At 71.2% G+C, this 25,102-nt stretch carries 22 protein-coding genes, 1 tRNA gene and 1 pseudogene; 14 read left to right on the plus strand and 10 right to left on the minus strand.

All coding sequences use genetic code 11. The features are described 5' to 3' along the window. Positions 1–289: 289 nt before the first annotated feature. The 5 genes from GTY56_RS08745 to GTY56_RS08765 all read left to right on the plus strand — a co-directional run bounded on the left by GTY56_RS08745 (position 290) and on the right by GTY56_RS08765 (position 6,051). Positions 290–2,014 carry an IclR family transcriptional regulator domain-containing protein gene (locus tag GTY56_RS08745; protein ID WP_237524476.1) on the plus strand — a complete coding sequence of 575 codons (1,725 nt, stop codon included), beginning with the start codon at positions 290–292 and terminating at the stop codon, positions 2,012–2,014. A 123-nt stretch (positions 2,015–2,137) separates the two neighbouring features. Continuing rightward, a tRNA-Arg gene (locus GTY56_RS08750) sits at positions 2,138–2,210 on the plus strand. Between the two features lie 412 nt (positions 2,211–2,622). Then, positions 2,623–3,744 carry an ArsR/SmtB family transcription factor gene (locus tag GTY56_RS08755; RefSeq protein WP_161364153.1) on the plus strand — a complete coding sequence of 374 codons (1,122 nt, stop codon included), beginning with the start codon at positions 2,623–2,625 and terminating at the stop codon, positions 3,742–3,744. A 56-nt stretch (positions 3,745–3,800) separates the two neighbouring features. Then, complete coding sequence (locus GTY56_RS08760) at positions 3,801–5,069, plus strand: MFS transporter (RefSeq protein ID WP_161364155.1); 1,269 nt, start codon at positions 3,801–3,803, stop codon at positions 5,067–5,069. A gap of 415 nt (positions 5,070–5,484) precedes the next feature. Continuing rightward, positions 5,485–6,051 (plus strand): Uma2 family endonuclease, encoded by a 567-nt coding sequence (locus tag GTY56_RS08765; RefSeq protein ID WP_161364157.1) that lies wholly within the window; start codon positions 5,485–5,487, stop codon positions 6,049–6,051. A 263-nt stretch (positions 6,052–6,314) separates the two neighbouring features. Here GTY56_RS08765 and GTY56_RS08770 read toward each other — a convergent pair whose 3' ends face one another. Next, positions 6,315–7,004: a formylglycine-generating enzyme family protein gene (locus GTY56_RS08770; RefSeq protein WP_202509919.1), complete on the minus strand. Its 690-nt coding sequence runs from the start codon at positions 7,002–7,004 to the stop codon at positions 6,315–6,317. Between the two features lie 876 nt (positions 7,005–7,880). On the opposite strand from GTY56_RS08770, the gene GTY56_RS08775 reads away from it, so the two are divergent. Next, on the plus strand, positions 7,881–8,441 hold the full coding sequence (locus GTY56_RS08775; protein WP_161364161.1) for a cysteine hydrolase family protein: 561 nt from the start codon (positions 7,881–7,883) through the stop codon (positions 8,439–8,441). A gap of 237 nt (positions 8,442–8,678) precedes the next feature. Here GTY56_RS08775 and GTY56_RS08780 read toward each other — a convergent pair whose 3' ends face one another. The 4 genes and pseudogenes from GTY56_RS08780 to GTY56_RS08795 form a co-directional block, all read right to left on the minus strand. Then, the gene (locus tag GTY56_RS08780) at positions 8,679–12,062 is read right to left on the minus strand and encodes a S8 family peptidase (protein WP_161364163.1); all 3,384 of its coding nucleotides are present in this window, start codon (positions 12,060–12,062) and stop codon (positions 8,679–8,681) included. Next, positions 12,063–13,142, minus strand: a complete 1,080-nt coding sequence (locus GTY56_RS08785) for a CU044_5270 family protein (protein ID WP_161364165.1) — start codon at positions 13,140–13,142, stop codon at positions 12,063–12,065. Then, entirely contained in the window at positions 13,139–13,783 is a 645-nt protein-coding gene (locus tag GTY56_RS08790; protein ID WP_161364167.1) for a sigma-70 family RNA polymerase sigma factor, read from the minus strand. Before GTY56_RS08790 ends, GTY56_RS08785 begins: the two co-directional genes overlap by 4 nt. A 587-nt stretch (positions 13,784–14,370) precedes the next feature. After that, positions 14,371–15,708: pseudogene (locus tag GTY56_RS08795) on the minus strand (hypothetical protein); the annotation flags it as partial. Between the two features lie 177 nt (positions 15,709–15,885). Between GTY56_RS08795 and GTY56_RS41545 the strand changes: the two are divergent. Together GTY56_RS41545 and GTY56_RS08805 are read left to right on the plus strand one after the other, a co-directional pair. Beyond that, a complete protein-coding gene (locus GTY56_RS41545) occupies positions 15,886–16,194 on the plus strand; it encodes a helix-turn-helix domain-containing protein (protein ID WP_524540087.1) in 309 nt (102 codons plus the stop codon). Positions 16,195–16,370: 176 nt separating this feature from the next. Then, positions 16,371–16,706 (plus strand): deoxyxylulose-5-phosphate synthase, encoded by a 336-nt coding sequence (locus GTY56_RS08805; RefSeq protein WP_161364171.1) that lies wholly within the window; start codon positions 16,371–16,373, stop codon positions 16,704–16,706. Positions 16,707–16,748: 42 nt separating this feature from the next. Here the strand turns inward: GTY56_RS08805 and GTY56_RS08810 are convergent, their stop codons facing one another. Both GTY56_RS08810 and GTY56_RS08815 read right to left on the minus strand, forming a co-directional pair. Continuing rightward, complete coding sequence (locus GTY56_RS08810) at positions 16,749–17,156, minus strand: hypothetical protein (protein WP_161364174.1); 408 nt, start codon at positions 17,154–17,156, stop codon at positions 16,749–16,751. A gap of 108 nt (positions 17,157–17,264) precedes the next feature. After that, complete coding sequence (locus GTY56_RS08815; RefSeq protein WP_202509920.1) at positions 17,265–17,411, minus strand: hypothetical protein; 147 nt, start codon at positions 17,409–17,411, stop codon at positions 17,265–17,267. A gap of 340 nt (positions 17,412–17,751) precedes the next feature. Here GTY56_RS08815 and GTY56_RS08820 point away from each other — a divergent pair, with 340 nt between their 5' ends. The 4 genes from GTY56_RS08820 to GTY56_RS08835 all read left to right on the plus strand — a co-directional run bounded on the left by GTY56_RS08820 (position 17,752) and on the right by GTY56_RS08835 (position 20,199). Further along, on the plus strand, positions 17,752–18,300 hold the full coding sequence (locus GTY56_RS08820; protein ID WP_161364176.1) for a GNAT family N-acetyltransferase: 549 nt from the start codon (positions 17,752–17,754) through the stop codon (positions 18,298–18,300). A 91-nt stretch (positions 18,301–18,391) separates the two neighbouring features. Next, a complete protein-coding gene (locus GTY56_RS08825; protein WP_161364178.1) occupies positions 18,392–18,865 on the plus strand; it encodes a hypothetical protein in 474 nt (157 codons plus the stop codon). Positions 18,866–19,217: 352 nt separating this feature from the next. Further along, entirely contained in the window at positions 19,218–19,598 is a 381-nt protein-coding gene (locus GTY56_RS08830; protein ID WP_161364180.1) for a VOC family protein, read from the plus strand. Between the two features lie 259 nt (positions 19,599–19,857). Then, positions 19,858–20,199, plus strand: a complete 342-nt coding sequence (locus GTY56_RS08835) for a hypothetical protein (protein ID WP_161364182.1) — start codon at positions 19,858–19,860, stop codon at positions 20,197–20,199. A 19-nt stretch (positions 20,200–20,218) separates the two neighbouring features. On the opposite strand, the gene GTY56_RS08840 is transcribed toward GTY56_RS08835, so the two are convergent. After that, a complete protein-coding gene (locus tag GTY56_RS08840) occupies positions 20,219–21,202 on the minus strand; it encodes a LuxR C-terminal-related transcriptional regulator (protein WP_161364184.1) in 984 nt (327 codons plus the stop codon). Between the two features lie 160 nt (positions 21,203–21,362). On the opposite strand from GTY56_RS08840, the gene GTY56_RS08845 reads away from it, so the two are divergent. Continuing rightward, positions 21,363–21,881 carry a hypothetical protein gene (locus GTY56_RS08845; RefSeq protein WP_346345445.1) on the plus strand — a complete coding sequence of 173 codons (519 nt, stop codon included), beginning with the start codon at positions 21,363–21,365 and terminating at the stop codon, positions 21,879–21,881. Between the two features lie 62 nt (positions 21,882–21,943). After that, positions 21,944–22,549, plus strand: a complete 606-nt coding sequence (locus GTY56_RS08850; protein ID WP_161364185.1) for a response regulator transcription factor — start codon at positions 21,944–21,946, stop codon at positions 22,547–22,549. 251 nt (positions 22,550–22,800) lie between these two features. Here GTY56_RS08850 and GTY56_RS08855 read toward each other — a convergent pair whose 3' ends face one another. Further along, a complete protein-coding gene (locus GTY56_RS08855; protein WP_161364187.1) occupies positions 22,801–23,916 on the minus strand; it encodes a 3-dehydroquinate synthase II in 1,116 nt (371 codons plus the stop codon). Beyond that, positions 23,888–24,856, minus strand: coding sequence for a 2-amino-3,7-dideoxy-D-threo-hept-6-ulosonate synthase (locus GTY56_RS08860; protein ID WP_161364189.1), 969 nt, complete (start codon positions 24,854–24,856; stop codon positions 23,888–23,890). The genes GTY56_RS08855 and GTY56_RS08860 overlap by 29 nt, the downstream gene beginning before the upstream one ends. Between the last annotated feature and the right edge of the window lie 246 nt (positions 24,857–25,102).

Raw genomic sequence — 25,102 nt, forward strand, 5'->3', positions numbered from 1 at the left:
GTGGGGTAGGGGCGGGGTGGCTCGGGCGAGCAGCGAGCAGCGAGCAGCGATCGGGGGGGACAGTCATCGGCCGGCGCCGGCTCCCGGCCACCCGATCACGCGGCCACCTGGTCACCACCCGGTCACCGGTCACCCGGTCACCCTTTCCGGATTACGGTGGGCGTGACCGCGACCGTCGCGGTCGTCGCGACCGTCGCGGCCGTCGCGGCCGTCGCGGTCGTCGCGGCCGTCGCGGCCGCAGCGGCCTGCCGGCTGTCACGGTCGTAGCGACTGCCGTACCGGAGAACTGATGCCAGCGAAGCCCATGCCCGAGACGACTCCGGAGGAGTCCGCCCCGACGGCCGACGAAGCCGACGAGGCCGACCACAAGGCACCGCCGGCCGAGGGGACTGCTGCCCTCGTCGGTGCCGGGTCCGGGTCCGGCACCGGTGGGAGCGCCCCCGCGGAGGCGGTCGCTCCCCTCATCCGGGGCATCGCGGTGCTGCGGGAACTGACGGAGGCGAACGGCACGCTGAGCCTGAGCGGCCTGGAACGCGCCGCCGGACTCGCCCGCTCCACGATCGACCGCATCACGGCCACCCTCGCCCGCATGGGTTACGTCCGCCTCGACGGCCGGGACGTCCACCTGTCCCCCCGCCTGATGGAACTGGGCAACGCCTACCTGTCCGCCCTGCGCCTCCCCGCTCTGCTCTCACCGCACGCGGACGCCCTGGCCGACGAACTGGACGAGTCCGTCTCCCTCGCGGTCGCCGACCAGGACGGCATCCGCTTCATCCACCAGGCGACCCGCCGCCGCGCGATGTCCCTCAGCTTCCGCATCGGCGACCTGCTCCCGGCCGAACGCACCGCCCCCGGGCCGCTGTTCGCGACGGAGTGGACGGCCGCGGAGTGGCAGCGCTGGCGGGACCGCCGGGCGGCGGACCCGAGGGACCTGTCCTTCACGGCCGTACCGCCACGGACCCACACACCGGACCTGCGGGACGACGAAGACGCCTTCGTCCGCCGCACGGAAGAGGCGTCCGCCAACGGCTGGTCCGTGGACGACCAGTTGATCGAGCCGGGTCTGGTGGCGATCTCGGTACCGATCCGCACCCCGGGAGCGGACGGCCGGATCGCGGGCGTGGCGAGCGTGGTCAGCCACACGAGCCGCCACACCGCGCACAACCTGCGCACGACCCTCCTCCCGAGGCTGCGGTCCACGGTCGAGGCGATGGAACGCGAACTGCGCGACACCCCGCCCCCCGAGCCCGGCCCGCCCCCCGCGGACCTGGCGCTCTGGACGGGGGCGTCCAAGCAGCAACTGGGCCGCGAGTTCATCGAGTCGCTGGCCCGGGGACTGACCGTCCTCACGGCCTTCGGCGAGGGCAGGGAGGGGCTGACCCTGACGGAGGTGGCCCGGGCGACGGGCCTGGCCCGGGCGACGGCCCGCCGGGCCCTGATCACCTACGAACACCTGGGCCTGGTGGCCCCGGCCGGCCGCACCTTCACACCGACCCCCCGGGTCCTCTCCCTCGGCTTCCCGCCCCTGTCCCGCACCACTCTGTCCGAGATCGCCCAGCCCCACCTGGCCGACCTGACGTCCCGCATCCACGAGTCGACGTCACTGGCGGTGCTGTCGGACTCCGGCGAGGAGATCCAGTTCACGGCCCGGGTGACCACGGCCCGGGTGATGAGCGTGAACATCACGGTGGGCACACGCTTGCCCGCCTGCGCGACGGCACTGGGCAGGGTCCTCCTGGCGGACACCCGTGACGACGGGGCCCTGGCCTCGGTCCGCTCCGAGGGATACGCCCTGGTGGACGAGGAGCTGGAAGAGGGCCTCCGCTCGATCGCGGTCCCGATCCGCGACCGGTCGGGCCGGGTGGTGGCGGCCCTGAACACAGCCCTGCACGCCAGCCGCCGCACCCCGCGGGAGTGCGTGACGGACCTCCTCCCGGAACTGACGGCGACGGCGACGCGCATCCAGACGGACTTCCACACGGCAGCGCGCTTCACGCACGTCCCACCGTCCTGAACCCCCACCGGCCCGGCCCACCCTCTGACGTGACCCCCACACCCGCCCGACCAGCATCCGGTACGCTGACGCCTGTGGTCCTCCCAGACCACAGGCATGACGCTGCTTGCGTCCGATGCCACTGCCTTCGTAGCTCAGGGGATAGAGCACCGCTCTCCTAAAGCGGGTGTCGCAGGTTCGAATCCTGCCGGGGGCACAACGTGTTGACACTCTGACCTGGGATTTCTACCCGGGGAGGGCTTCTAATCGGCCTCGGACTGCTCGTCCGGGGCCGTTTGCGTGAGCGGATGGGGAGTTGATCTCCCGAATGTCTCCCGACGGATCAGCACCGTTCTGCACGGATTCCGTGTCGGGCTTTTCCGCGTCGGCGGGCTCTGGCTCCTCTGTGGGAGGGGTGTTCTCGGAAGTGGCGCGGGCGCGCGGTACGAGCCGCGCCGCGGCCTCGGCGATGGCTAGGCCGGCCTCGGGGAACAGGCTCGTGTACGTGTCGGCCGTGATGGTGATCGGCGAGTGGCCGAGCATCTCCTGGATGTCCTTCTGGTCGGCCCTGCCGCTTGCGGCGCGGCGCGGTTCCCGTCGCGGTCGCCGTGAGGCAAGGATGACGGGTCATGACGATCGTGTTCCGGGTCCCGGCCGGCGGTGCGGAGCGGGTGGGGTTCGCCTACTCGCCGACGATGGAAGCCGTACTGAGTCTCCATGTGCTGGTGGAGCCCAAGCACCACCCCGTCCAGCACGGCTGGGTGCGTGCGATGCGCAAGCTGTCCCCGGCGCTGAAGCGTGAGATCGAGGCGTTCTCCTACGCGGTGCGCTCGTACTTCCCCGAGTTCCTCTTTCCGCAGCCGACCGGCGGGCTGACGGACTTCGAAGACGAACTGGCCGGCTTGCGCGGGGCGGATCCGGAACTGGTCCGCCTGGAGTTCGCCGTCCCCCTGCTCACGCCCTGGCCGGGCGGCGGCAAGGGCAGGGATCCGCGCGTGCTGGACGAACCGGAGGTACGCGGCCTGGTGCGGGAGCGAGTCGCACGGGAAAGCGACGAAGCGATGGCCGCGATGCTCCTCGACGATCCCCGCGCCCTGCTCGAACGGTTCCTGAGCATGCTGGAGCGCTACTGGCGGGAGGCGTTCGAGGAGGAATGGGCCCGGATCGAACCCGAACTCGCCGCCGGTGTCAGTGAGGCCGGACACCAGATCGAGCAGCGCGGCCTGTACGGGATGCTCCGCGGCCTGTGGCCGGAGGTGCGCAGCGATCCGCAGGCCGAACGCTTCTGGCTGGAGCGGCCGCACGACCACGAGGTCGCCATCGGCCCGGACGACACACTCGTCCTCGCCCCCAGCGCCTACGTGTGGCCGCACGTACGCGTCAACTGCGACGGTCCGTGGCCCCTCGGGCTCGTCTTCCCCGTCTCCTCGATCGTCCGGGAAGCCCGCCCGCGGATTCCACCGACCAGGCTCGTCGGCACACTTCGCGCGCTCGCCGATGACACCCGGCTGCGCGCCCTGCGACTGCTCGCCGAACGCCCGCGCAGCACCCAGGAGTTGGCCCCGCTCGTCGGAGTCAGCGAGGCCGCCCTGTCCAAGCACCTGCGGGTGCTGGCGGACGCGGGCCTGCTGGAGCGCAGCCGCGAGGGCTATTACGTCCTGTACCGGCTTGCGCCCGGACAGGTGGCGGGCCTGACCCCCAGCCTGGAAAGCTTCCTGCATGGCGACGGTGAGGTGACGGATGCCGACTGATTAGCCATCTGCCTAATAAGTGGATCAGGCCCCGGACGGAACCCGACAGTGGCCGCATGTCACTGCTGAAGGACCGCAACTTCCTGCTTCTCTTCGCCGGTCAGGGCATCTCGCGCTTCGGCGACGGCCTGTACACCGCCGCGACCGCCTGGCTGGCCTGGTCACTGACGAAGGACCCCACGGCCGTCGCCCTGGTCAGCGTTGCCGCGTTCGCGCCCGCGTTTGTGGCCACCTTCGTCGTCGCCTCGTACGCCGACCGCCGCGACCGCCGGAAGCTGATGATCGCCACCGACCTGGCCCGGGTCGCCGTGGTGGCTGTGGCTTCGGTCCTGCTCTCCCTCAACCTGCTGAACCTGCCCCTGCTCGTGGCGACCACGGCCTTGCTGGCGCTGATCGGCGCCCCGTTCGCCCCGGCCCGCAACGCCATCGTTCCGCAGATCGTGCCGGACGACCGCCTCCAGCAGGCCAACGGACTGCTGCAAGTCGCCTTCCGAGCCGCCTTCTTCGTCGGCCCGCTCATGCTGGCGCCGCTGCTGGCCTTCGGCTCGCTGCAGTCGGTGCTGGTGGTGAACGGGCTGACCTTCCTGGGCTCGGCGGTCGCCGTGGCAGCCATCCGCGTGACCCGCCCCGCCGCGACCAGCGGGCAGACCGAGCTGTGGTCCGATCTCAGCGCCGGGCTGAGGGCAGTGCGGGGCGCTCCCGATGTACTCGTCGTCATCGTGACCTTCGTGCTCGCCCTCGCCCTGACCAACGGTTTCCTGACCGTCGGGCTGGTCACGGTCGTGGGACAGGGCGGCCAGTACGGCCTGCTGCTCGGCGTCGCCGGGGTCGCCGAAGTGGTGGGCGCGCTGCTCCTGGCCGGCCTGCGCATCCGCAGACTCGCACTGGCCGCGGTGCTGGCGTGGGCCCTGCTCGGGATCTTCCGGGCTCCACTGGGAACGGTCACTTCCCATGCTGTGGCGGCCGTTCTCCTGACCGCCACAGGGCTGGCCTCGGCCCTGACGGACATTCCCTTGATCGCACTGGTGCAGCAGCGCATACCGAGCCATCATCTGGCGAAGGCGCTCGGCCTGTGGGAGGCCGGGGTGGCAGGAGCCCTGGCGATCTCCCCCTTTGTGGCCTCGACCACCATCACCCTCGCCGGAGTCGAAAACGCCTTCCTGCTCTCGGGAGCCGCCGTTGTCGTCCTGGCCGTGACCGCCACGCTCACTCTCGCATGCGTCGGCGCACAGCAGCCCGGTCAGGAGCCCTTCGTCACAGCCGACGGCACGGCAAGCGTCGCGGCGCCGGGAGAGACAGCGGTGATCACGGCCAAACCGGAGTGACCGCGCGGATCATCGCGATGCGCAGGTCAGCTGAGGACACGGTCGCCGCAGCCTGACAACGAGCACGTTGGGTCCATCAGGCAGCGCCCCCCGGCGCGGGCACGCTGTCGCGGACTTTCGCCGGCATCGGCTCCACAGGCGGCCGAAGCCTCATACGACCGTTCTACGGCGCAGGTGAGGGCTCCGCGACCTGGGATGACGACGCTGGCCGGCCGGGCATGAGACGAACCGCGATCCACGATCACGCAGCTCCGCGCAAGGGCTTCATCAAGCAGGCCCCGCGGAGTGCCCAACAGTTTTGGCGGCGGATGCCGGCCGACGGGGGGGTGGGAGCGGCATCGGCGTGCTGACGGGGCAGACAGTACGCTGAACCCAGCGGGATCGGGCCCGCGGCACAGTGTCCGGGAGGTGCTTCATGACGGCCGAGATGGTGGCCCCGGCGTGGATGCATGAGCAGATCACGGCGGAGGAGTACGACTCCTGGTCCGAGGAGCAGTGCGCCGGTATCGAGGTCGTGGACGGGATGGTCGTCGTGAGTCCGAGTGCGTCCAAGCGGCACAACCGGCTGGCGCGGATTCTGGCGAACGCTCTGGATGCCGCCGCGGGCCCGGAGTGGAACGCCGACACGGACTTCGACGTCCGGCTCCAGGATGTCCCGCTCACCAATCGCCGCCCGGACGTCGTCGTGTACCGCGCAGACACGATCGACATCACCCCGACCCGCCCTGAGCACGTGCTGCTGGTCGCGGAGGTGGTGTCGCCGGGCTCGGAGACCACCGACCGGATCGTGAAGGTCGACCAGTACGCCAAGGCAGGCATCGGCTTCTACTGGCGGATCGAGCAGGCCGCGACAGGCGTACCTCTCGTGTACACCTACGTTCTGGACCCCGCGACGAAGACCTACCGGGACGGAGACGTGTTCACCGGCGTCCTCAAGGCAGCGGCCCCCTTCGCGGTGGAGATCGACCTCGGCCAGATCTGACCCACGCGCTGCTCAGCAGTCGGCAGTGCGTGAGCGATGCGTGAGCGGACTGTCCGGCACAGGGCGGCATTAGCCGGACCAAGTGGCTCGCCGCGCCCTCCTGACCAGGGGAAACAGCACCGCGTGGCAGCGCCGGGCACCACCCGGCAAGGATTCGATCCCACTCCTAAAGCGGGTGTCGCAGGTTCGAATCCTGCCGGGGGCACCAGCCGAACGGCCCCGGACCGATCATGGTCCGGGGCCTTTGATATGTGCTTCTGACATCAACGCTGGCGGCCACTCGCCGATGCCGCACTGGTCGGCACAGGTGCTGCCGGGCGGATCGCAGTGAAGTCCTGGACCGCGTCACGAGTAGCGGAGAGCAACAGCAGCCACTCGTCGCAGCCCTGCCAGGGATGGAGGTCTCCGCCGCCTCCGCGCGCCACCCGCGGACCGTCCCCGGTGCGGGGGCGTGCGTTCGCAGGTGCGTCCGTGAAATGGGGTACCCACACGTCGGCGCAGATTTCGTTCGCCGATCCCATCGCTGCCAGCCCGAAAGCGTTCTCCGCCGCGGCCGTGCGCTCCTCGTCGGCGAAGTCATCGAGCACCTGATCCTCGTCCGGCCTCCCGTCTCCGCGGAAAGTCAGGGTGGTCGTGCCCGCCCGGGCCGCATACTCCCACTCCGCCTCGCTGGGCAGCCGGAACGGCAATGCTCCGAGCAGGTCGTCCAAGTCGTCCTCCAGCCGGGCCGTGCTCGAGGCCGATTCGGCGAAGCTGTCCTCGTACTCGGGCAGCCAATGCCGTACTTGCGCCACCGTGAGCGGATGCCGGGCGATCAGAAACGGCTCGACCTGCACTTCTCGCACCGGCCGGGCCCGGGTGGCACCGGCGAAGAAAGCTTCGAGGTCGTCATCGGCGCCGTCGGCCCGCTCGATGGCACGAACCGCCTCCAGTTCCGCGTCGGACAAGCCCATCCGGAACGTCCCACCGGGAACGGCCCGGAAGACCACACCGGAAGGGACGTGGCGCCAAGCCGGTCGGCCGGCCACGATCTCTTGAGCCCACATGGTGCCGGACGCTAGCAGTCCGGCGTCCCGGACGGCCCCGGGAAGGGAGTGCGGTCAACGATCACCTCCTCGACGCCACAGCTTCAGCGCCCGAATCGTCCGCAAGTACCCACAGCTTCCCAAGCCGAGAGCGAGGATCGACAATCCCACGACTCGGCTCTCCCCCTGGCGGGTAGCCCGCCTCATGTTCACGGAGCGTCCTGTTCTCAGCCGTCGGCTCTCGTTACGGTTGAGCCGTCGCCCTTAAGCCCTTCAGGAGCTCTCGTGCCCATCGTGAAGCACCCATACGACGCGAAACTGCACCGCGAGGGCACGGTGGGGAGGCGGGGCGGATGTTCGTGGCATGGTCAGGAGGACTGCTCGGAACAGCCGACCAGCACATACGAGACGCCGAACGGAATGATGGCTGCATGCCCTCGCGCCGAGCGCCAGATCGAGCACCTGTACGGCACCCCGGCAACTCGTTTGCTGTTCACAGTGGGTGTCCGCTGACACGACGAAGCCCCGCACACCCTCTTGAGTCGAGTCGCGGTGGCGAGCGCCTTCACGCTGCTTCGCCCCACTCGTGCTGCTGTGGCCCCGGTCCGGGGAGCCGTGGCCGTACGAGTGGGGGACGTGACTTCGTCTCAACCTCAACCGCGTCGTTCACACTCATCGCACGAACTGCCGGCTGACCGTCTGTGCCCGTCCTATCCTGCCCGACAGACGCACCACCAACCTGCCCGGAGGCGCGGAGAACCCGGCCCGCTTCAACGCCGAACCGACTTCGTAACCGGAGACGACATGAGCAACGCTCTTCTCGTGATGGACGTCCAACAGGCCATCGTGGACATCGCCGACGACGGCTCCGGATACCTGCCACGTCTGCGCAGGGCGATCGACGGAGCCCGGGCGGCTGATATCCCCGTGATCTACGTGGTCATCTCGTTACGTCCCGGCTTCCCGGAAGTCGGCACCCGCAACAGGGCACTCACTGCCATGGCACAGGCGGGCCTCTGTATCGAGGGCGCCCCGGGTACCGAGATCCACCCCGAGGTCGCGCCCCGGCCGGGCGACGTGGTGGTCACCAAGAGACGGGCGAGCGCGTTCTCGGGCAGCGATCTCGACGTGGTTCTGAGGGCACGCGGTATCGAGAACCTCGTGCTCACCGGCATCGCCACCAGCGCTGTGGTGCTGTCCACCCTGTGCCACGCGAACGACTTGGACTTCGGCCTCACCGTCCTCTCCGACGCCTGTCTGGACACCGACCCAGAGGTGCACCGGGTCCTCATCGAGCGACTCTTTCCGCAGTGGGCGGATGTCGTCACCGTCGACGACTGGCTCAAGACGACGGCGTCCCAATAGCGGCGGCCTCTGCCATCCACGACCGACGTCAACGACACCGGGCATGGACGCACACCAGTGACTCTGTGGGACCGTCCTTCCAGTCGATGGCAGCAGCCGCAGCGGGCCCGGATCGAACGGATCGAATTCCTGAAGCGGTGTCGCAGGTTCGAATCCTGCGAGGCACAGGGATAAGGGCCAGCTCAAGAGGGGTCTCCTTCAAGGCCGGCCCTTGGCCATTTCAGGCGCCGTGCCACTTCAGGTCAGGCGGTATGCCTCCAGGATCGTCACCGCGTAGGTGTTGCCGGTGGTGTCGGTCAGGGTGGATTCGAGGGAGACCGAGCGGGCGTTTTCCGGATGGGTCAGGGTGAGGGTCCTTTTGCCGTGGGTGGTGGTCACCGGGGCGGGGGACCAGGTCTTGCCGGCGTCGTAGGAGACCTTCACCGTCAGGGATTTCAGGCCGGTGGCCGCCGGGCCTTGGAGGGAGAGGGGGATCGTGGTGCGGCGGCCTGCGGGGGCCGTGCCGGTCGGGGTCAGCTTCGGGTGGAAGCGGACCGTGGAGAGGGGCAGTGAGCCGGAGTCGGACGGGCTGGACGTGAAGGTCCAGGCCGCTGTCAGGCGGCTCGTGGTCGTGGCCACGCCTGGCGGGCGGGTCAGGTTCGTCCGGATCGTGTAGCGGGCCGGGACGGACGGGAGCTTCTCCACGGTCTGGCAGAGGTCGCCGTCGTTGTCGAGCAGGGTGCTGCCGTCCGCGGTCACCGTGGTGTGGCGTTTCGCTGTGGAGGAGGCGGGGTGTCCGCTCCCGTCGGCGAGGTCGGGGACGCACAGGTCGAGGGTGTCGCCCTCGCGCTGTGCGCCGTACGGGCCGCCGGTGATCGGGCTGAAGACGCCGACGTTGTACGTCGCCGCGTAGGTCCGGCCCGCTCGGTACGACCTCGCGCTCTCCGTGCCGTAGAAGACGTCGTCGTCTCCGGAGGCGTTTCGCTGGCCCAGGTTGGCCGTCCACGTGAAGCCCTTGGGCGTGGTGACGTAGATCTTCGCGGTCGTCGGCAGCGGGAAGGGGGCGCTCACCGTGCCCAGCGACAGGGTGGGGCCGCTCCACAGGACGTTGACGGTGCCCTTGCTGTGGGCGACGGACGAGCCGAAGTTCCTCTTCAGCAGGGCCAGTTCGTTCATGCGCGTGGTGTGCCGATAACCGGTGGGGAAGCGGTCGGGCAGGTTGTGGAGCAGGTGGTAGGTGGTGCTGCCCTTCTGCCACAGGCCGCCGAGCTGCGTGCTGAGCCTCCCGGCCGGGGCGGCCGGCCCCAGGGTCGCGGTGCGCAGGTTGTTGAAGGTTCCCCAGAACAGGGTGCTGTTGTGCGCTTCGCTTCCGGTGTCCCCGGTGCCCACGGCGAGGTTGAGCTGGCCGTCGGACATCTTCGCGCCCTGCGGCGCGGTGATCCGGACCGGCTTCGCCTTGCGCGCGTCGAAGACGACCGTGGTGTCCCCGGTCAGCGAGAGCCGCGGCCGGACCAGCGCGGAGGTACCCCCGGCGTCGTCCATCACGGTGTCCACGACGTAGTCGCCGCGCGGGACCCGCACCCGGTACACGCCCTTGGAGATCTGCTCGGAGTCCCTGAGGTTCGTGGTCCAGTACGTGCCCGAGTACCCGAGGATCTCGGTCAGCGGAGCGCTCACGGGCTTGCCGCCGCGGTCGAGGAACCTCAGCGTGAGGTCGTACGACTCGGCCTCGCGTACGACGCCGAAGGCGGTCCGTACGGCAGCGGGGTCGGCGCCGCTCCGCGCGGTGGCGACCAGCGTGCCCGAGTAGGCGCCGTCCGCCGCCTCGACGCGGGTGTCCGCGGTGAGGTCGACGCCGGCGGTGCCGCCCGCCGGGACGGTGAGCTCTGTGGTGCTCAGCGTGAACAGGCCTTCGGGAGCCGTGCTGCCTCCGGGGCCGGTCGTGGTGGCCGTCAGGTCCAGGGTGACGGGGTGGTCGCCGTCGTTGCGGTAGGTGATGTGCCGGGTGACCGGCCGGTCGTCGGTGTGGGGCCACAGCTGCTTGCCGAAGGACACGGAGGTCTGTTCGCTCGCCACCGCCCCCTGAAGTGCCCGGGACACGTCGACCCGGCCCGTCCCCTGCTGGTAGCCCGTCGCGCCGGTGGTCGGGGTGGTGGACGCGGTCAGCGCCTGCTTGATCCGTGCGCCGGTCCAGTCGGGGTGCCGCTGGGCGAGGATCGCGGCCGCCCCCGCCGCGTGCGGTGTCGCCATCGACGTACCGGACATCGAGACATAGCCGTCGGCCACCGGGTCGCCCAGGTAACCGTGCGTCGCCTTCGCCGAGACGATGTCCACACCCGGCGCCGTGAGGTCCGGTTTCAGCGCGCTGTCGGCGGTCGGGCCGGTGCTGGAGAAGTCGGCGAGCCGGTCCTCGCCGTCGACGGCGCCCACCGTGAGCGCCGATTCCGCGGCCCCCGGGGAGCCGACGGTTCCCGCGTCGGGTCCCTCGTTGCCGGCTGCGGCGACGGTGAGCATGCCGGTGCTCTTCGAGAGGGCGTTCACCGCCGCCTCGACCGGGTCCTCCCTGGGGGTGTCGTCCTGGCCCAGGCTGAGGTTGGCCACCCTGGCGCCCTGCCCGGCGGCCCACTCCAGGCCGGCGATGACGCTGGAGTCGCTGCCCTCGCCGCTGTCGTCCAGCACCTTGGCGTTGAGGATCCCGGCACCGGGCGCGACGCCCTTGTACCGGCCGAGCTCCCCGTCGTCGGACCGTGCGCCCGAGCCCGCCAGCGTCGCTGCGACATGCGTGCCGTGGCCGACCTTGTCGTCGGTGCTGCCACTGCCGGTGAAGTCCTTCGACACCGTCACCGCCGAGGCGAGGTCCGGGTGTGTGGTGTCGACGCCGGTGTCCAGGACGGCGACCTTGACGCCCTTGCCGTCGTATCCGGCCGCCCAGGCGGCCGGGGCGCCGATCTGCGCGAGGCCGCTGCCCGTCTCCCCGGCCCTTGCGCCGTCTATGTCCGCCGGCGCCTTGAAGCGGCCGTCCAGCCAGACCCGTGCGACTCCCTGCTCCTCGGTGAGGGCCTGCCACATGTCGTCGGCCCCGCCCTTGGGGACGGTGATCGCGGCGCCCGCCACGCTGGGCAGCTCCCGGCGCACGGTGGCGTCCGCGTCCGCGACCAGTGACTTCTGCGTACTTCTGCGCTGGGCGGACTCGCCTTCGTACGACACGATCAGCGGGAGCGTGCCGCGCCGGGTGTCGTCGTAGCCGGCGCGTGTCAGGCCGCTGACGTCGAACAGCCGCATGTCCAGGACGCCTTGGGCGATCAGGGCGGCGGCGTCGGCGGGAACGACGTACTGATCGCCTCCGACGCCGCGCACGGACACCGGGATGTGCTCACGGCCCGGTGCCCGCCGTACGCCCGTCACCCGGCCCCGGGGGTCCAGCCGGACCCGGTCGCCCGTGAGGAGGGTGACGTACCGGCCGGCCGCGGAGGCGGAGCCCGCGGTCCGCGCGCCGAGGGCGGAGCCGCCGGGCGCCGCGACCGTGGCGGTGTCCTGCGTCCGTACGCCGAGGCCGGAGCCCGTGGCCGTCACCGAGACGCCCGTCATCAGCCCCGCCACCAGCAGGGCGGCCAGCGAGGCGCTCGTGGTTCTGTCGTGCATTCAGCTCGCCTGCCCGGGGAGCTGCTTGTTGGCGTCGACGACCGCGCGCTCGGTGATCGCGCTGGTGTGCGTGACGGTACCGACCTTGAGGGGATCGTCCGCCGCGGCCTTGACCACCACGATGCGCTCGCCGAGGAACCGCAGCGTCTTCTTGTCGAAGATCCACTCGATGCGCTCGCCGTCGTTCTCCCGCGCGATCGCGACCCCGTGCCGGCCCGTGGCGTCGACCGCGTCGTTCACCGCGACGACGCCGGGTATCTTGGCCGCGGCCTTGTAGAGGGCGGCACCGACCTCGGCGGGCGGGTAGCTCGCGGTCAGCAGATCGCCGATGGCGACGAAGGCGGCCTGGTCGCGCGGGACTTCGGGGTCCCGGACGGCGTCCGACTGGCGGTAGATCTGCTGGAGCAGCGTGTCGGGGTCGGTCGGCAGCGCGGCCAGGGCGTCGTAGGCGCCGGTGAGCGGGGTGTCGCCCTTCAGGGTGATTCCCTTGTCGCTCGTCTTGCCGGCCTCGATCAGCCAGCCGTCCCTGCCGTCGAGGGAGTTCCAGACCTGGCGGGAGTGCAGCTCGTCGCTGACCACCTCGCTCTTGTCGCCCTCGGTCTTGATGTAGGTGTCGGCCGTCTTCGAGGCGATGTAGATGTACTGGCCCTTGCGCGGGGTGGGGGCGGAGGTGTCGGCGGCGGCCAGGGAGATGCGTTCGAGGAGCTGGGGGGCGCCCTTGGGGTCGGCGACGCCGATGCTGGTGGTCAGTGCGGGGCGGGTGCCCAGGGCGTTCTTGCCGCCGTCGGTTTCACCGCCGGTGAGGGCGAGGCCGCCCACGACCGCGCCGGCCAGGGCGAAGGCCGCGGCGGGCAGGAGGACCGTACGGCGCAGGAACGGGTTGGAGCGCTTCACGGGCGCGACCGGAGAAATACCGGACGTACGGGAGGAGGTGCGGAGGTCTTCGTGGATCCGGGCCATCATCTGCTCCTTGTGGAACTGGTGGCGGCCCGCCGGCAGATCCCGCTCGGCGGAGGGCAGCAGACTCTGCGTCTCCGTCCACTCGGCCGGGTGGGGCCGGTGGGAGGGGCTGGCGTTCATCGGTTTCCTTCCTGTGCGGACCGGACCGCGTATCCGCGATCACCTGTTATCTGCCGGTTCGTGCGGGTGGGTTCCCGTTTTTCTCCGAGCAGTTGCGCGTCGGTGAGCTTGCGCAGCTTGGCGCGGGCGCGGGAGAGGCGGGAGCGGACGGTGCCGACCGGGATACCCAGGGCGCGAGCCGCCTCGGCGTACTCCATCCCCTCCCACAGGCACAGCGTCAGGACCTCACGCTCGGGGCGCTTGAGCAGGCTGAGGGCGGCGAGCGTGGCGTTGATACGGCGCCGGTCGTCCAGGCGTCCGGCGGTCTCCTCTGCGTGGTCCTCGACCCGTTCCTCGGCGGCGTGCGCGGCGGCCGCGGCGCTCGCCGCGTTGCGGTAGCGGCGGTTGCTGCGGTGGTGGGAGCGGGCGACGTTGGTTGCGATGCCCAGCAGCCACGGCCGCAGCGAGCCGCCTTCGGCCTCGACCGAGGTCCGGCGCCGCCACGCCTCCATGAAGGTCGTCGACATCACGTCCTCGGCCAGCGACCAGTCGGCGGTCAGCCGGAAGGCGTGGTTGTACACCGCGCGGGCGCACTCGTCGAAGAGTTCCGCGAAGGCGTCCGGATCTCCGTTTCGCACCCGGGTTCGCATATCTGTGGTCACGTCTGGAACTGACGTGCGGTGCGGGCGAGTTCCGGTGAGACACGTCACAGCCTCGTACGGGTCACCGGGGCGGTGACCCGTACGAGGCTCGGCGGACAGGGCAGCCGCTCAGCCGTGCACCGCTCAGGCTGCGCGGCCCGAAAGCATGGCGCCCGATCTGATGCGGGGCCCGGTCCGGGGGTGTGCAGGCTGGTCGAGAAGCTGTTGGACGTGTCGAGGCCGAACGCGGGCGCGGAACAGGCTGATCCGGCAACGCCCCCCGGCACGGGCGGGCACCGGTCTCACCGACGGTGAACGGCACCGTGGTCGTCGTACGCAAACCAGACCCGGGCTTGGGCAGAGCTGCTCGCCCACGGGCCGCAACACGTGCGGACTGAGCGGCCGAGAACCGACGGGGCCAGGGCCTCGGGCTGACGATCGCGCCGGTCCAGGCGCCCCCCGGCGCGTAGCGGTCACAGACGGCCGGCGGCTGCTGGGGGCAGGCATCGGGGCGACGGCGAGGTACAGCAGCCGTCCGCGTCGTGTGCGGGGCCCGGGCAGGCCGGGCCCCGCACACGAGGGTGTTCACGATCCCCCGTACCTCGGGCTTACGGCTTGTCGAGCACCGTCCCCGTCAGCACCGGCCTGTCGGGCAGCGGCTCGGCGTTGCGGTCGGTCAGCGCGAGGCGCAACGACTCGGTCGGCTCGGACACCTGGTCCTGGACGGTCGGCACGACGAAGTCCACGCTGGTGCTCCCCGGGGGGATGTTCAGCCACACCCACAGGTGCGCGTCGGACAGCGGCCGCTCGGGGCCGGAATCGTCACCGGACGAGTCCTCGAGCCATTGCGGGTCCACGTCCTTGGTGGACCGCTCGGCGCCCTCGGTGACGGGAAGCACCCGCACCGGCTCCCACATGTCCACCGTCGTGGGCGCGTCCATGGACAGCCGCCAGGTCAGCGTCTCCCCCTCGGTCACCCGGTCCGCGACCGGCGACAGGGTGATCACCGGCTCGGGGTCGTCGTTCTCGACGGTGACCCCGCCCCGGTGCTTGCCGACGACGGCACCCCGGACGGCCTTGACGGCGATGTCGTGCTCCACGTCGTCGCCGTAGACCGTGTCGCCCTTCACCTGGACCGGCACGTCGATCGCGTTGCTGCCGGGCCGTACGGTCACGAGGCGGTTCTCGGCCCGGCCGCCGTCCGGGTCGAGGACGTACACGCGGACCTGCCCGCTGCCCTTCCCGGAGGTCTCGACCGGGATCCGGTAGGTGCGGGTGCCCGAGTCGCCCTCCTTGACGATCGTGCGGCCCACGTCGACGCGCGGCAGTGCGGCCGCCTTCACCGCCGCTGTGCCGGGCGCCCAGCCCCAGGCGTCCATCAGCCAGGCCCGCCCGGACTGCGAACGGGGCGTCAACGCCAGGGACTTGACATGTCTGAGATCGAGCCCGGCCCGAGTCGCGGCGGAGAGCGGGACGCGCAGCTCCTGGGCCCAGTACGAGGCGGTCTTCGCGGAGCCCGGGAGCCCGTTCACCTGGACCGAGCCCAGCGTCACCCGACGGTTGGAGGAGTCGGTGACGGACACGTCGAACTTCGTGCCGGTCGTGTTCGGCGGTACGAAGATCCGGAGCGCCAGCTTCTTGGAGTCGCGGAGGGAGAGCGGCTTGGCCGGAGTGATGCGCGCGGCCGTGCCCGGCGCGGACCACTTCAGGTCGACCGCACTGCGGCCGGTCTCCCGGTCCGTCTCCCACTCCGCGAAATGCGGTGACGATCCAGGGGTCTCCGGGTCCAGACACGCCACGGCCGGATCCGGGTCGATCGCCGAACACAGCCGGGCGCCGGTCACTTTCACCCCGCCGTCCGGCAGGAAACCACCGCTGCGCCGGCCGCCGACCGCGTGGGTCAGCACCCGGGCCGGAGGGGCGCTTCGCGCTCGTCGAAGCGTCCCTCGCCCGGCTGTCCGCCGCGGGGCCCGCCATCGAGCCGGAGCTGGCCCGGGCCTGGGACCGTATCGTCGCCGGGCACGGCCAGGTGCGGCTCGAGAGGCTGGCCGACGAGCTGGGCTGGAGCCGCAAGCCTGTGGTCCCGCTTCCACGCGCAGCTCGGCCTGCCGCCCAAGCGCGCCGTGAAGCTCGTCCGCTTCGACCGGGCCGCCACGCGCCTGGCCGGTGGCCAGGCGGCGGCCGGGGTCGCGGCCGACTGCGGCTACGCCGACCAGTCGCATCTGCACCGGGACGTCGTGACGTTCACCGGTGTGACCCCCGCGACCATGGCCGGCGAGTCGCTCGTCGCGACGGCCGACATGGCCTGGGTGGACCACGTGCCGCGCCTTTCTGCACGATGGGGCAAGGCCCCGGCCTCCCGCCATGCCGGTCGGCACCGGCCACCGGCGCCGACCGGCGGAGCTCCCCGAGGTGGACGAGTTCCCGGGTGACGTACGGATGCAGGGTCCCGTCACCGCCGCCGGCAGCCCGCTCGCGCCGCCGAATCCGGGTGACCGGCTGTGCAGCAAGTACGGTCGGCGGTCGCCGCCCCGCCTGCGATGAAGAGCCCGCCCGGCATCCCGGAAATCCGTCGAGCCCGAGCCTGTGGTCGCTCTACCCTTCCCCCATGGCTCATGGAAAGACCTCGTACGTCTGCCTGCCCTGCCGGGCCTCGTACAAGCAGCCCTACCCCGGCCACCACGACAACGACCGGGTCTGTCCGCGCTGCGCCGAGCCGTTGATCCACGTCGGCTCCGCCTTCGCGGCGCCCAAGCGGCGGGACGCAGCCGGCTGGCGCACCCTGTCCGTGCTGCTGCACGCCGGTGTGCGTTTCCACAAGAGCTGCTGCGGGGGGCCCGGTTACCGTCCGCGCACCCTCAGGGAGGTACGCGAGCGGATGGCCTACGCCGGGACCACCGGAGAACCGTTCGCCCGGGCGCTGGTGCGCCGCGACCTGCCCTAGCAACACGAGCCGCCGAGAGCTCGTGCGGTCGGCGCCGCGTCGTCAGTAGCGTCCTTGAAGTGCCTTGTGAGCGCCGTAGGCTTCGATGAATCCCTGGACCGCTTGCAGGTTGTCGGCGAAGGACGTGGACCGCCACTTCGTCTTCGTGCCGTCGCTGTGATGGAGGTCCACCCATACGCTGAGCGTCGCGAAGGAACTGCTGGAGGAGGTGCTCGCGGTCGCCTTCAGTGTGATGCCGGTCAGCTCGTGGAAATCGACGATCGTCAGCGGCTTGCGTTCGTCCTTGTACTCGATGGCCCCTTCCGGGGTGATGACCAGCAGCGGGTTCGGATCCTCCGAGGTCCCGCGAAAGAAGCCGGAGACCTTTCCGCGCTTCTTGGTGAAGACGCGCCAGTCCGGTGGTACGGGGCCTTGGCGCGCCTGCGTGAGGATGGTTCGCGGATCCGTCATGCCACCTCCGGTGTCCGGCACCGTGCCCCTGTGGGACCGCCCAGGAACAGGAAAATTGTCCGCTTCCCGGCCCCTGTGCGCCACTCGGCGTCCCGTGTGCCGACCGCTTCACCCGGCCAGCACGATGGCCTGCGCCGACGGTGCCAGTCGGGCCCGATAGCGGCGGACCCCCCGGCTGCGGCGCTCCAGCTCCGCCGCCATCAGTACCTCGGCCGTGTTCAGGCGGTCGGGTACGAGTTCCACCAGGTCGGCCACCGGATGGTCGCCGGTCAGCGGGGAGTGCCTGACCCGGCGGAACCCGCATGCCGGGCACCCTCCGCCTCCACGACGAAGGCCCACCCGGTGAGGTCCCGCGACAGCCGCACGCTCTCCCCCTCGCGCCAACCGGTCATCAGTGGGATTCAACAATGACACGCCTGGTCGGCCCCACGCGGCGAAGCCGCATCCGGCGCCTTCGGGGGGCGGAAATGCCGTACCTTGCCGGTGGATCGACCGAGAGGATCACCGAGCAAGGCCGACGTGACGAAGCGTGGGCCGGGAAGGCGCGCGTGCCTGCGGTAGTGGACTACGACGAGTTGCCGGGCCGGGTCGTGGCGTGAGCGCCCTCGCCGCCCAGGACATCGTCACCGGACGGCTGGACCTGCTGCCGCTGCGTGTCGAGCACGCCGAGGAGATGGCCGCCGTGCTGTCCGATCCGGCCCTGCACACCTTCATCGGCGGTGCTCCGGACACCCCGCAGGCCCTGCGCTCGCGCTACCGGCGCATCACCGCGGGCTCTCCCGATCCGGCCGTCACCTGGCTGAACTGGGTGATCCGGCTCCGTGCCGAGTCCTGTCTGACGGGCACCGTCCAGGCGACGGTCAGCCCCTCCGGGCACGGAACCGTCGCCGAGGTCGCCTGGGTGGTGGGAGCGCCGTGGCAGGGCAGGGGCATCGCCGCCGAAGCGGCCCGCGGACTCGTCGACTGGCTCGCTCGGCAGCCGGTGGACGCCGTCGTCGCCCACATCCATCCCGGGCATCGGGCGTCCGCGGCGGTCGCCACCGCCGCCGGGCTCACCCCCACCGACGTATGGCACGACGGTGAGCTCCGATGGCACCTGGCCGTCGGGCGACGGCTCCGACGTCACTCGGGTGGCGCCGAGTAACCAAGTCGGGAGCGCTACACCATGCGCAGACGCCTCGCATGACATATCGGGGAGAACGGCGGCACCTGCCGTGCGGGTGCCACAGTGAGCCGTGACTTCGACAACGTTCCTGCCGTTCATCGGCGTTGTGCTCGGTGGCCTCGTGTCGACCCTGGCCCAGTACTCGTTGGGCCGCGCTTCAAAGCGGGCCGAGGTGCGGCGGAGTTCTCGTGAACGCGCCGAGGCGCGGCGCAACGAACGCGTCACCCACCTCGTCGACTTTCTGTCCGCGGTGCAGGAGGCCGAGCGGGTCGCCGTGGACCGCTACCACCACCGACTGGCCGACGAGCAGTGGGAAGCACGGGCGAAGCAGTCCATCGACCGGATGTGGGTGGCGCAGAAGACGATCCACATGCTGTGCGCGTCCGAGGTGAACGAGGCGGCACGCCGTCTGGCGTACGACGTCCAGGACGTGATCAGAAAGGGCCCCGACGACCCGGGAGAACCGCAGGACGAGAAGGTCTGGGCCTGCATTCGCCCCAGCCGCAGGGCGTTCCTCGATGTCGTGCGCGACCACTTGGAGTAGCAGCTGGTGGGTAGGCCCGGGGCGCTCCAGCCGTGCAACCAGCTGCCGGGGCGGTACCGCGCCCAGCAGGCCGAACGTCACCGCTCGTCGCGCGACGTCGACCGGCCGCAGCCGCGGCAGCAGCACGCCGTCTCCACGAGGAAGCACTGGTCGCCCGGAACGGCAGCAAGGCCGTCACCCTGCTGCCGCGGACCGGTGGCTGATCGGGCCCCCGGAAAACCCTGTGCGTCCGTTGACCCCGCCGGGTACGGTCGCGAGCGCGTCGCGCGGCGGGCTCACCGCCCGGCTCCGCACGCGGCAGTCCCGGTACGTCCCCACTCCCCACTCCCCACGCTGAGAGCAGGCTTCGTCCATGGCATGTCGTATCAGTGAACTCGTGCTCGGCTGTCGCGACGTCGAGGTGCTCGCGCGATTCTGGTGCGAGGTCCTGGACTTCGTCGTGCTCGACCGTGATGGGAACGAGTGCATCGAGATCGGGCCGCGCGAGGGGTTCGGCGGGCCGCAGCCGACGATCATCTTCAGCCGGCGGGACGAGCCGGAACCGGGCAAGACCCGGCTGCACATCGACGTCAATCCCACCGACCGCGATCAGGACGCCGAGCTCGAACGCCTCCTGAAGCTCGGGGCGCGTCCGGCCGACATCGGGCAGACCGGCCAGGAGCAGTGGCATGTGCTCGCCGATCCCGAGGGCAATGAGTTCTGCCTGCTCAAGGCCCGTCTCAAGGAACTGTGACGGCTCGTATCCCCGCTGCATGAACCGGAGGCCCCTCGGCGATCGCCGAGGGGCCTCGTGGCGTGCGGGGGTGCAACTCCCTGCCAGGCAGCTTCCTGGCGTGGCCGGAGGCGGACAGGGACATCGGTGGGGTGGTTGTCTCTTCTCAGCGGCCGGGAAGCGCGGGGAACGCGGAACGGCCCGGGGGAGCTGAAGCACCACTGGCTCCATGCGCAGCGTCACGAAGGTTCTGACTCACGCAGGGAAACGGAGACCAGACATGATCCGCATCACCAAGCGTTGTTCCGCCGCCGTCGTCCTCGGCTCGGCCGTGCTCGCCACCCTCGCCTGGGCGGCGCCCGCTCAGGCCGCCGGGCAGGGCGGGCAGCAGGGCACCGGCCCGTCCGTCACCGTGCCGGGCGAGATCCCGGTCGGCGTCGTACTGCCGCACCTGCCGGGCTCGCCCGACGACTTCACCTGGACCCCGCTGCCCCTGGGCGGCGACGACTTCACCTGGCAGCCGGGTCCGCTGCACAGCGGTGACGACTTCGCCCGGCACGGCTCTCCGGCTGCGGGTCCGGACGACTTCACCTGGCAGCCCGGTCCGGTGAGCGAGCGGTGATCCCGTCGGTGACCGGCCGTCAGATCCACTGGCGGCGGGCCGCCTGGACCCCCGCCTCGAAGCGGCTGGAGGCGCCCAGGCGCTCCATCAGCTCGGCCATGATGCGGCGTTCGGTGCGGACCCCGATGCCGAGGGCCCTGGCCACCGCCTCGTCGGTGAGGCCGGTGGCGAGCAGTTGCAGGAGTTTGCGCTCCTGCGGGGTGAGGCCCTGCGGGTCCTCGTCGGGGGACTGCTGATGGAACGGCGTCGCGTGTTCCCAGTAGGCCTCGAACAGGGCCCGCATGGCGAGCACCACCGGCCGGCTGTGGAACATCAGCGCCGCGGGGCCCGTCTGGCCGGGCAGGTTGGCCACGATGGCCGCGGTCGTGTCGATGATCAGCAGGCGCATGGGCAGGGTCGGCGAGGTGCGGATCTCGCTGTTGTGCTCCGCCATCCACTGCGCGTGGGCCCTGGTCACCCGGTCGCTGACAGCGCTGTCGAGGTAGATCGAGCGGAACCGGACGCCCCGGGCGAGCGCCCGTTCGTTCAGCGGACGGGACGCCTCGATGGCCTCCTTGGTCAGCCCGCCCACGGGGTGGAAGACGAGGGACTCCTGCTGGCACGACTCGGCGAGGGCCTCCAGCCGGATGCGGATCTCGTCCACGTTGTCGAGCTGCTCGGTGCCGTCCGAGCCGGACCCGGCCGAGGCCGTGTACTCGGCGGCGAGAGCGGCGAGAGCGGCCCGGTTCTGCTCGATGCGCTGCTGCCGCCAGGCCAGTTCGTCCTGTTCCCGCTGGAGCAGGACCTTCAGGCCGAGCGAGGGGTTCACCGCGCGCAGCGTGCCGGGTGAGTCTCCCGAGGGAGCGAGCAGCGACAGGTCCGACAGGCGTGTGAGCGCCATGTGCACGTCGTCGCGGCCGATGTCGAGGAGCTCTGCGAGCTTGTCCGGATCATGTTGCTTGTGGAACAGGATCGCGCGGTACACCGCGAGGGTCTGCTGATCGAGCGGCGATACGTCGTCCACGTGGCGTCTCCCCCTTGAACCACATGTGAACCGCATGTCTGGACCGGACCGCCGCGCCGGCTCGAGAGCGGCGGCGCGGCTCGGGGGAGCGTCGCAGGATATGCGAAGAACCCCCGTAGATCGTTCACATATTGGCCACGTTACCCGTTCAGGAGTTCCGGTGTCGCACACAGTCGCACATGTACTACCGCCGTTGCACGGCTGTGTCGTCCTCGTCGTCGACGCCACCACCGGGGTCGGCCGGCGGGTCACCAGTCAGCTGTGCGCGCTGGGCGCCGCGGTCGCCGTGGTCGGCGCCGGACACCCGGGCCGTGATGGCGACGCCGCCACCAACGCCGCGTTCCTGTGCAAGGAACTGGCCGGAATCGGGTTGGTCGCACTGCCGTATCAAGCCGATGTGGAACGGCCGGAGAGCTTCCGCGCCCTGACCGGTCAGATCGCCGCCGACCTCGGTCCGGTGACCGCGAGTGTCGTGATCGTGCCGACCGCAAGCGGAGGCGAGGGTCCGGCCCGGGCCTTCCGCGTCGCGTCGGGTGTGGTCGCGGCCTCCCTGCCGGCCGGCGCCGAGCACATCGAGGTCGACGTGAGCCGCCAGGGCTTCAGCCTGGAGGAGGCGGCCCAGTCGGTGGTGGAGCGGCTGGTGCGACTGCACGTGCAGTGGCGCACCCCCTCCGGCTGACGGCCGGCGCCTGTCATGTTTTCCCGAGTCTTTGCCTTAGTCCTGCCGTACGGGGGTCGAGCATGTCGATACGCATAGTCCTCGCAGGTGATCACCAACTCGTGCTGGAGGCCTTCGCCGAGACGCTCAACGGCGTCGACGGGCTGGAGGTCGTCGGCCTGGCCACGTCGTACGACGCCGTCCAGCCGACCGTGGAACGGCACCGGCCGACGGTGCTCCTGCTCGGCGAGTCCACGATGGGCGGGAAGGCGCTGCGCGTCGCCACCGACGTGCGCAGCCGGCATCCGCGGTGCGGGGTGGCGCTGATGGTCGGGGCGGCGACGTCGTCGGTGGTGGACCGGGCCGTGGCGGCCGGTGCGCTGGGTGTCGTGCCGAAGAACGCCCGGCTTCCCCAGCTGGTCACGACGCTGATGGGCGTCGCGGGTGGTTGCCTGACCGTCGACCCGTCGCTGCTGCGGCCGGTCGCCGTCGGTGAACTGTCGCTGAGCACGCGGGAGATGGACGTGCTGCGGCTGACGGCAGGCGGGGCGACGGTGAAGGAGATCGCGGGCGAGCTGTATCTGGCGGCGGGCACGGTACGGAATCTGACCTCCGCCGCGATCAAGAAGCTCGGCGGGCGCAACCGGTTCGACGCGGCGCGGATCGCCGGGGAACACGGGCTGCTGTGAGGGCGGCGCCGGCAGGGCGGGCGGCGGCGGCGCAGGCCGCGCGGGCGGTCCGGGCGGTAGCGGTGGCGGCGCAGGCCGTGTGGGCACTGTGGGTGGTGCCTGCGAAGCGGGCCGTGCGGGCGGCGCCGGACGTTGGCGAACGCGCGCCGGCCCCGGCACGAGGGGTGCCGGGGCGGGGCGTTGATGCCGTGCGAGCGCTGGTCGGGCTGGTGCGGTCGCTGCGGCAAGGGATGTGCGATGCGGTGCCGGGCTCACTTCTCCAGGCAGAACTCGTCGATCGGGTAGCCGACATGGCGGTCGGCAGTGGGCAGGTGCCCGAGGATGGTGTCTCCGGGCTTCAGCTCCGTGGAGTTGAGGACGGCGGCGTTCGGGCCGAGGACGCGCACGTGCCAGTCGTCCTGGAGGATCAGGTTGACCGTCTGCCCGCTCGGGGCGACCGCGTCGATGGAGATCAGCGGGCGGGTCTCGATCTTGACGCGGCCCACGCTGACGGGCCGGGTGCGGCCCTTGACGTCGACGGCCAGCACCTTGCTGCCCGCGTGGAGTTCGCTGAGGTAGTGGGTGCGGCCGGCCTGCGAGACGGTGTACGAGTGCAGGGCACCGGCGTTGACCCGGAACGGGCGGGTCGGCATGTACGGCAGCGGGTGGGTCTCGCTGACGCACAGCACCATGCCCTTGGAGTGGGAGCCGACGAGGATGCCCTCGTCCTTGCGGAAGTGGGTCGTGGTGTCGACGCAGGCCCGCTCCCCCATGCCGATGTGCGTGGTCCGGGTGACGGTGAGTTCGACCAGGTCGATCTCGCCGCCGCGGGCGCTGGCGGCGGTGCGCAGGGCGGTGGCGTCGCCGACGGTGTTGGCCCGCATCAGGACGCCGTCCGAGCCCAGTTCCAGGACGCCGTAGACGATCTCGGCCTCCTCGGTGTTGGACGCGGTGGTGATGATGGAGCCGGGGGCGCCGGTGGCGGCGGCGATCACGATCTCCAGCGGGATCTTGGTGGGGTCGCGGAAGTCCAGCACGCTCCACGGCTCCAGGCGGGCCGCCAGGCAGGCGTCCTCCAGGGTGTCGGCGTCGACGATCTCCACGTAGCGGCCGAACTCGACGTCCGGGTGGGCCTCCTGGAGCGCGGCCCGGTTCTCGCGGGGGCCCGGGACGACGACCAGGTCGGCCGTGCCGAGGTCGGTGGGGACGGCGTCGAGGCCGTCCTCGAAGAGCAGGACCTTGCGGACGGTGGGCGGCAGGCCGGCGAAGGCGGCCGGGTCGGCGGCGACGATGCCGTCGATGCGCTGGTGCAGGGCCTCTTCGAGGACGGCCTGGGTGGCGGTGCCGGCGCCTCGGATGTCAAGCCAGCACAGTTTTGCGTCCGTCATGATGCGGACCTCCTGTCGGGTGTGAAAGGTCGGAGAGGTGGTGGGTGTCGCGGTCGGGCGAGCCGGGCGCGCCGGGGTGGGCCGGGGCGTCCAGGTGATCGGGGGTCAGCCGCTCGGCCCGGTGTGCGTCGGCCGGGAAGGCGAGCGGGGCGAAGTGCTGCTCCGGGAAGTGGTGGATCAGCCGGGCCACCTTGGCGGCGAGCTGCCGCGGGTCGGAGGCCTGGAAGATGTTGCGGCCCATCGCCACCCCGCCCGCGCCGCCGGCCAGGGCGTCGCGGACGTAGGCCAGGACGTCCTCCTCGGTGGGCATCGCGGGGCCGCCCGCGACGAGTACGGGCACCGGGCAGGCGGCGGTCAGGTCGAGCATCTCCGCGGTCGAGCCGAGGAAGACGGTCTTGACCAGGTCGGCGCCCAGGTCGGAGGCGACGGTGACGGCGTGCGCCACCAGGTCCGGGTCGCGCGGGTCGGTCACCCGGGGGCCGCGCGGGTACACCATGGCGAGCAGCGGCAGGTTCCACCGGTCGCAGGCGTCGGCGATCCGTCCGAGGTCGCCGATCTGCTGCCGCTCGTCGTCGGAGCCGACGTTGACGTGGACGCTCACCGCGTCCGCGCCGAGCCGGAGGGCCTCCTCGACCTGCGTCACCACGTACTTGGCGTCGGGGTCGAGCGCCTGGCTGGTGGACGCGTTGAGATGGATGATCAGCGACATCGCGGCGAACCGCTCCGGGCTGATGTGCCGGACGCTGCCCTTGTGCACGACGACCGCGTCCGCGCCGCCAGCGGCGAGCTGCCCGGCGAGGTGGTCGAGGCTGGTGCCCTTGGGTGCGACGGGCCCGTCGCTGATCGAGTGGTCGAGAGGGGTGATCATCAGGCCTGCCGTGCTGTGGCGGTAGAGCCGCCGCAGCCTCAGTGACCTGGCGAAGTGGCCGAATGCGGTCATGGGATGCCCTTTCTGTTGCGCGGATCGGTACGCGTACGCCGGTCGGTGGCCCGGCGGGCGTCTGGTCCGGCGGTACCGCCGGGGTCGGGCGGACCGGTGCCGCGTCGCTCCGCGGGCGGCGGTGCGGGGCCGTCTGCCGGGCGCGCCCACGGCGGGGCTTCGGCAGGGGGGCGCCCCGCCGGGGGGTGCCCCGCTGGGGGGCTCCCTGCCGGAGGGTGCCCCGCCGGGGGGCTCCCTGCCGGAGGG

Source organism: Streptomyces sp. SID5643 (genome assembly GCF_009872555.1).
Lineage (GTDB): Bacteria > Actinomycetota > Actinomycetes > Streptomycetales > Streptomycetaceae > Streptomyces > Streptomyces iakyrus.